At 72.4% G+C, this 7,202-nt stretch carries 4 protein-coding genes and 1 pseudogene; 4 read left to right on the top strand and 1 reads right to left on the bottom strand.

Translation table 11 applies throughout. The annotated features are described in order from the left end of the window. The coding region (locus CQZ88_RS05535; RefSeq protein WP_102799368.1) for an alkaline phosphatase at nucleotides 1-1,536 on the bottom strand (1,536 nt) is incomplete at its 3' end. Nucleotides 1,537-1,684: 148 nt separating this feature from the next. On the opposite strand from CQZ88_RS05535, the gene CQZ88_RS05540 reads away from it, so the two are divergent. The 4 genes and pseudogenes from CQZ88_RS05540 to CQZ88_RS30480 form a co-directional block, all read left to right on the top strand. Next, nucleotides 1,685-3,094 carry a replication-associated recombination protein A gene (locus CQZ88_RS05540; protein WP_029543575.1) on the top strand — a complete coding sequence of 470 codons (1,410 nt, stop codon included), beginning with the start codon at nucleotides 1,685-1,687 and terminating at the stop codon, nucleotides 3,092-3,094. A 224-nt stretch (nucleotides 3,095-3,318) separates the two neighbouring features. Next, complete coding sequence (alaS, locus tag CQZ88_RS05545) at nucleotides 3,319-5,985, top strand: alanine--tRNA ligase (RefSeq protein WP_006947016.1); 2,667 nt, start codon at nucleotides 3,319-3,321, stop codon at nucleotides 5,983-5,985. Continuing rightward, entirely contained in the window at nucleotides 5,985-6,509 is a 525-nt protein-coding gene (ruvX, locus tag CQZ88_RS05550) for a Holliday junction resolvase RuvX (RefSeq protein ID WP_170914086.1), read from the top strand. Before alaS ends, ruvX begins: the two co-directional genes overlap by 1 nt. After that, a pseudogene (locus CQZ88_RS30480) lies at nucleotides 6,506-7,202 on the top strand (aminodeoxychorismate lyase); the annotation flags it as partial. The gene ruvX and the pseudogene CQZ88_RS30480, both read left to right, overlap by 4 nt.

Below are 7,202 nucleotides of genomic sequence, written 5' to 3' on the forward strand. Positions count from 1 at the left end.
CGGGTCGGTCGGATCGAGCACGTACAGCCAGTCCATCTGCACCGCGTCGGGTGTCACGTCGAGGACACCGAAGCCGTGCGAGTCCAGTTCGACGTACCGGATGTGGTGGTTCGTCGCCAACACCGCCGCCTCGATCGACGGGGTGACGGTGCGGGGCGCGACGCCCAGCATCTCGTCGATATTCGCCGAGGTCACCGACGGCACCACCAGTTCGGTGGCCACGGTGCCCGCGCCGGGGTAGTTCGCGGCGTCGACGGGGATGTCGGCGGCCCACGACGAGTGGATGTCGCCGGTGAGGAACACCACGTCGCGGCCGGAGGCACGAATCGCGTCGAGCAGCCGTCGCCGGTCGGCGGGATAGCCGTCCCACTGGTCGACGTTGAACGGTGCCCCCGCCGCGGGGAGCCCCGCAACTGCGGTCAGCGCCGCCGTGGTCCGCTCGTCCAGGGGCGGCAGCAGCACCGGGGCGATCATCACCGGGTTCCCGATGAGCTGCCATCGCGTGCCCGAACTCGTCACGCCCGCGGTCAGCCACGCCATCTGCTCCGCGCCGGTGATGGTGCGCGCCGGGTCGTCGATGCGGCGCCCGTGCACCTGCTCGGTGCGATAGCTGCGCAGATCCAGCATCGACAGCTCGGCCAGGTCCCCGAACTGCAGCCGCCGGTACAGCCGGGGCGCGTCGGCGGTGCCGCCCGGCCGGAGGGGCTGCCACTCCAGGTAGGCCTGCAGGGCCGCGGCCCGTCGCTCCGCCCAGGCTCCCTCGACGGCGGGGTCGTGGTTCTGGGCGCCGCCGGACCACGCGTCGTTGGCGCTCTCGTGGTCGTCCCACACCACGATCCACGGCAGCAGCGCGTGCAGCCGCTGCAGATCGGGATCGCTCTTGTACTGGCCGTGCCGGATCCGGTAGTCGGCGAGGGTGACGATTTCGTGCCGCGGGTCGTGCGGGCGCACCACCCGGTTGCCGCCGGAGGCGTATTCGCCCGTGCCGTACTCGTACAGGTAGTCGCCGAGGTGCACGACGGCGTCGAGGTCCGGGCGCGCCGCCAGGTGCCGGTAGACGCCGAAGAACCCGGCCTCCCAGTTCGAGCACGACACCACCGCGAACCGTAGCCGGTTCAGCTCGGACCCCGGCCCGGGCGCGGTGCGGGTGCGGCCGACCGGGGAGGCCGCGTCGCCGGCGGTGAAGCGGTAGAAGTAGGCGGTGTCCGGCTCGAGGCCCGTCGCATCGATCTTGACCGTGTGGTCGGACGCGGGGGACGTCGTCACGGACCCCGAGGCCACCACGTCGCGGAGGTCGCCGTCGGTGGCGATCTCCCAGCGGACCGTCGTCGCGGCGCCGAGGCCGGAACCGGGCACGGCGTCCGGGGCGGGCGTGACGCGGGTCCACAGGATCACCCGGTCGGGTAGGGGATCGCCGGAGGCCACGCCGTGCGCGAACACGACGCTCTCCGCCGCGGCGGGGGAGACGGAGACGGCCGCCAGGGCCGCGGCGCCGAGGGCGACGCCGCCCGCGCGCAGCGCGGTCCGTCGCGACACGACACGGGTTTCGGTGGGAGGCACCGGACGATCAGACCAGCGTCCCCCGCGATGAGCAAGTACCGCGACGGAATGTCCCGAACGTTCACGGCCGGTTCACGCGCCGTCGGCCCGACCCGCCGTCGGGCCGGGACGGTAGCGTCGTGGGGTGAGCACCTTCTTCGGAGCGGAGGAACCAGCCGGACCGGACGCCCTGTTCGAGACCCCCCGCCCGACCGAGCCCGACCCCGCACCCGTACCACCGGCGTCGCGCCCGTCCCGCGGTGCCGGACCGAACGCGCCGCTCGCCGCGCGGATGCGCCCGGCCGACCTGAGCGAAGTCGTCGGCCAGCAGCACCTGCTCGCCCCCGGTGCGCCGCTGCGCCGCCTCGTCGAGGGCTCCGGCGCCGCGTCCGTCGTGCTCTACGGCCCGCCGGGGACCGGCAAGACCACCCTGGCCTCCCTCATCTCCGGTGCCACCGGCCGCCGCTTCGAGGCGCTGTCCGCGCTGTCGGCCGGCGTCAAGGACGTGCGGGCCGTGATCGACCTGGCCCGTCGCCGCCTGGGCGCCGGTGAACAGACCGTGCTCTTCATCGACGAGGTGCACCGCTTCTCCAAGACCCAGCAGGACGCGCTGCTCGCCGCGGTGGAGAACCGGATCGTGCTGCTCGTGGCGGCCACCACCGAGAATCCGTCGTTCTCCGTCGTCGCCCCGCTGCTGTCCCGCTCGCTGGTGCTGCAGCTGCAGCCGCTGGGCCCGGACGACGTCCGGGCCCTGCTCGAGCGGGCCCGCACCGACGAACGCGGTCTCGGCGGCGGTGTGGAGATCACCGACGACGCGCTCGACCACCTGGTGCGCCTCGCGGGCGGAGACGCACGTCGCGCGCTGACCGCGCTCGAGGCGGCGGCCGAGACCGCGCTCGACCGCGGCGGTACGGGCGCGACGATCGACCTGCCGACCGTCGAGTCGAGCATCGACAAGGCCGCGGTGCGCTACGACCGCGACGGCGACCAGCACTACGACGTCGCGAGCGCGTTCATCAAGTCGCTGCGCGGCTCCGACGTCGACGCGGCGCTGCACTATCTCGCGCGGATGATCGTCGCGGGGGAGGACCCGCGGTTCATCGCGCGGCGGCTGATGATCCAGGCCAGCGAGGAGGTCGGTATGGCCGATCCCACCGCGCTGCAGACCGCGACGGCGGCCGCGCAGGTCGTGCAGCTCGTCGGCATGCCCGAGGCGCAGCTCGCCCTGGCGCAGGCCACCATCCACATCGCGACCGCGCCCAAGTCGGGTGCGGTGACCGCCGCGCTCGGCGCCGCGATCGCCGACGTCAAGGCCGGCCGGTCCGGGTCGGTGCCGGCGCATCTGCGCGACGGTCACTACGCCGGCGCACAGAAGCTCGGTAACGCCGTCGGCTACCGCTACCCGCACGACCACCCCGACGGCGTGCTGGCGCAGCAGTACGCGCCGGACGAACTCGTCGGCGTCGACTACTACACCCCGACCGGCCACGGCGCCGAGCGCGAGCTGGCGCAGCGGGTGCCCAAGCTGCGCCGGATCGTGCGCGGCGAACGGTAGGGCACCGCGTGCGCCGCAGGTCGCGCGGCAGGCGCCGAGCGAATGAACCATGCCGTCGGACTACGGAGGTGAACGATACATTCGCTCGCCCCCCGGCGGGGGACGGAGCGGCGCGGGTGGCGAGAACGGCCACCGTCGCCCGCGCGATAAGCTGAACGATGGCCGATTCGCCGTGCCCGCGCGGGTTCGGCAGCCCACACCGTCAGACAAAGAGGACCATCGACGTGCAGACCCACGAGATCCGCAGGCGCTTTCTCGACCATTTCGTGAAGGCCGGCCACACCGAGGTGCCCAGCGCGTCGCTGATCCTCGCCGACCCGAACCTGCTGTTCGTCAACGCCGGCATGGTCCCGTTCGTGCCCTACTTCCTCGGCCAGCAGACCCCGCCGTTCAGCACCGCGACATCGGTGCAGAAGTGCGTGCGCACCCTCGACATCGAGGAGGTGGGCATCACCACCCGGCACAACACGTTCTTCCAGATGGCGGGCAACTTCTCGTTCGGCGACTACTTCAAGGAAGAGGCGATAGGCCATGCGTGGTCGCTGCTGACCAGCCCCGTCGAGGACGGCGGCTACGGCATCGATCCCGAGAAGCTCTGGGCGACGGTGTATCTGGACGACGACGAGGCGTACTCGATCTGGCACGACAAGATCGGTGTCCCCGCCGAGCGCATCCAGCGTCGCGGCATGAAGGACAACTACTGGTCCATGGGCATCCCCGGCCCGTGTGGCCCCTGCTCGGAGATCTTCTACGACCGCGGCCCCGAGTACGGCGCCCCGGGCGGCCCGGAGGCCGACGAGGACCGCTACATCGAGATCTGGAATCTCGTGTTCATGCAGAACGAGCGCGGTGAGGGCGGCGCCAAGGAGGGCTACCCGATCCTCGGGCCGCTGCCGAAGAAGAACATCGACACCGGCATGGGCGTCGAGCGCGTCGCGTTCCTGCTCCAGGGCGTCGAGAACGTCTACGAGACCGACCTGCTGCGCCCGGTCATCGACAAGGCCGCCGAGCTGACCGGCAGCGTCTACGGCGCCGACCACGCCTCCGACGTGCGGTTCCGCGTCATCGCCGACCACGCCCGCACCGCCGCGATGCTCATCGTCGACGGCGTCAACCCCGGCAACGACGGTCGTGGCTACGTGCTGCGCCGCCTGCTGCGCCGGATCGTGCGCTCGGCCCGGCTGCTCGGCGCCGACACGCCGACGATGGCCGAGTTCATGGCCGTCGTGCGCGACACCATGAGCCCGTCCTACCCGGAACTGGCCACGGACTACTCGCGCATCGAGACCGTCGCCGTCGGCGAGGAGACCGCGTTCCTCAAGACCCTGGGCACCGGCAGCAAGCTGTTCGAGGGTGCGGTCGAGACCGCGAAGGCGCAGGGCAGGTCCGTCCTCGGCGGCACCGAGGCCTTCACCTTGCACGACACCTACGGGTTCCCCATCGATCTGACGCTGGAGATGGCCTCCGAGGCGGGCCTGACCGTCGACGAGGACGGGTTCCGTTCCCTCATGGCCGAGCAGCGCCAGCGCGCGAAGGACGACGCCCGCGCCCGCAAGCACGCCCACGCCGACCTGACCGTCTACAAGGAGCTGCTCGACCGCGGCCCCACGGAGTTCACCGGCTTCACCGAGCTGGTGACCGAGGCGACGGTGCTGGCCGTCATCACCGGCGGCGAGCGGCTGCACGCGGCGCAGGCCGGCCAGGACGTCGAGCTGATCCTCGACCGCAGCCCCCTCTACGCCGAGTCCGGCGGCCAGATCGCCGACGTCGGCACCATCACCGCCGGCGGCCTGCGCATCAAGGTCAACGACGTCCAGAAGATCGCCAAGCAGCTGTGGGTGCACAAGGTGACCGTGCTCGAGGGACAGGTCACCGAGGGCGATGCCGTGCTCGTGCAGGTCGACCCGTCCTGGCGCAAGGGCGCCACCCAGGGCCACTCGGGTACCCACCTGGTCCACGCCGCGCTGCGTGAGGTCCTCGGCCCCAACGCCGTGCAGGCCGGCTCGCTGAACAAGCCGGGCTACCTGCGGTTCGACTTCTCCTGGCCCGGCGCGCTCAGCGAGCAGCAGAAGACCGACATCGAGGCCGTCACCAACGAGGCCGTCGCCGCGAACTACCCGGTGAACACCTTCGTCACGGACCTGGACAAGGCCAAGAAGATGGGCGCGATGGCGCTCTTCGGCGAGAACTACGGCGACGAGGTCCGCGTCGTGGAGATCGGCGGCCCGTTCTCGATGGAGCTGTGCGGCGGCACCCACGTCGAGCACTCCTCCCACGTCGGCACCGTCACCCTGCTCGGCGAGCAGTCCGTCGGTTCGGGCGTGCGCCGCGTCGAGGCGTACGTCGGCCTGGACTCGTACCGGCACCTGGCCAAGGAACGGGCGCTGCTCGCGGGTCTCTCCTCGACGCTGAAGGTGCCCTCCGAGGAGGTGCCCGCACGGGTCGAATCCCTGATCGAGCGGCTGAAGGTGGCCGAGAAGGAGCTCGAACGCACCCGCGCCGCCGCGGTGCTCGCCTCGGCCGGCACCTTCGCCGAGAAGGCGCAGCGCACCGGGGATCTTCTCGTCGTCGCCGAGACCGCCCCCGAGGGCGTGGCCGGGAACGACCTGCGCAGCCTCGCCTCCGACGTCCGCGGCCGGCTCGGCAGCGAGCCCGCCGTGGTGCTGCTGCTCGGTTCCGCCGACGGCAAGGTGCCGTTCGTCGTCGCCACCACCAAGGCGGCCCAGGCGAGGGGCATCAAGGCCGGCGACCTGGTGTCGAGCTTCGGGCCCGCCATCGGTGGCCGCGGCGGCGGCAAGCCCGACATGGCGCAGGGATCCGGATCCGATCCGGCCGGGATCCCTGCGGCGCTGACCGCGTTCCGGGCCCGGCTGAGCGAGCTGGCCGGCTGATCGTGGCCGACTTCGCCGGTCCCGACCGTCCGGGCGTCGACGACCCCGGCCGCGGCCGCCGCATCGGCATCGATGTCGGAAGTGTCCGAATCGGGGTCGCCTCGTCCGACCCTGACGGCATCCTGGCCACTCCGGTCGAGACCGTGCCCCGCTCGAAGGAACGCGGGTCCGACGCGCCGGATATCCGGCGCATTGTGGACATCGTCACGGAGTACGAGGCCGTGGAGGTTATCGTCGGACTGCCGCAGACCCTGCGCGGGGAGCCCGGCAAGGCCGCGAAACTGGCCCGTGATTTCGCGGGACGGCTGCGCCGGCGCCTGACCGGGATCCCTGTGCGGATGGCCGACGAACGATTCACGACGGTCACTGCGGCGCGGGCGCTCCGCGAGAGCGGAGTCAGCGCGCGCGGTGCGCGGCCGGTGATCGACCAGGCCGCCGCCGTCGCCATCTTGCAGGGTTGGTTGGACGAGCGGAGTGCAGTTGTGAACGTGGCCGAGGACGGCAAGCCGGGGAGCGGGCAGTGAGCCGGCACGGGCGGCCGGACGACGAGTCCACCGGGGCGGACCACGACTTCCCCGGGGGGCGCTCCGGCTTCGGACCCGCGCAGCAGGACGAGTGGTACCGGCCGCGGCACGGTTCTCCGGGGCCCGACGTCCCGGAGCCGCCGGCCCCGGCCGGGGACGGTTACCGATACGAGCACCCACCGCATCCGGCCGCCGGACATCCCTTCGACGACGCGCCGACCACCGAGCACGTCTACCGGCTCGACGACTACGCCCCCGGCGCCCCGTCGCAGCCCGACCCCCGCCACGACCGGCAGGACCTCGATCCCCACGGCCGGACTCCCACCGACGGGCCGGGCCACGACACCTTCGAGGCCCGGGCCCACGAGACGCAGGGCTACGAGACACAGGGCTACGAGACGCAGGGCTACGAGCCCCGGGACTACGACCCCCGCGACCACGACGGGTACGACCCCGAGCCGGGGGCCTACCGGTACGACGACTACGAGCAGCGGCCGGCCTACGACGAGGCGGGCTACGACCAGTTCGGCTACGCCGCGGTGGACGACGACCCCCGCGGATACGCCGAGACGCCGGCCGCAGGGCGGGACTGGACCGACTCCGCCGACCGCGCCGCCCCCGAAACCGTCGGGGTGTCCCCGGCCCGCCGGGCCCACGCCCGCTCGGCCCGGGCCCGCCGCACCCGCGGCCGGA

It is taken from the genome of Rhodococcus sp. ENV425 (genome assembly GCF_002887785.1).
GTDB lineage: Bacteria > Actinomycetota > Actinomycetes > Mycobacteriales > Mycobacteriaceae > Rhodococcus > Rhodococcus aetherivorans.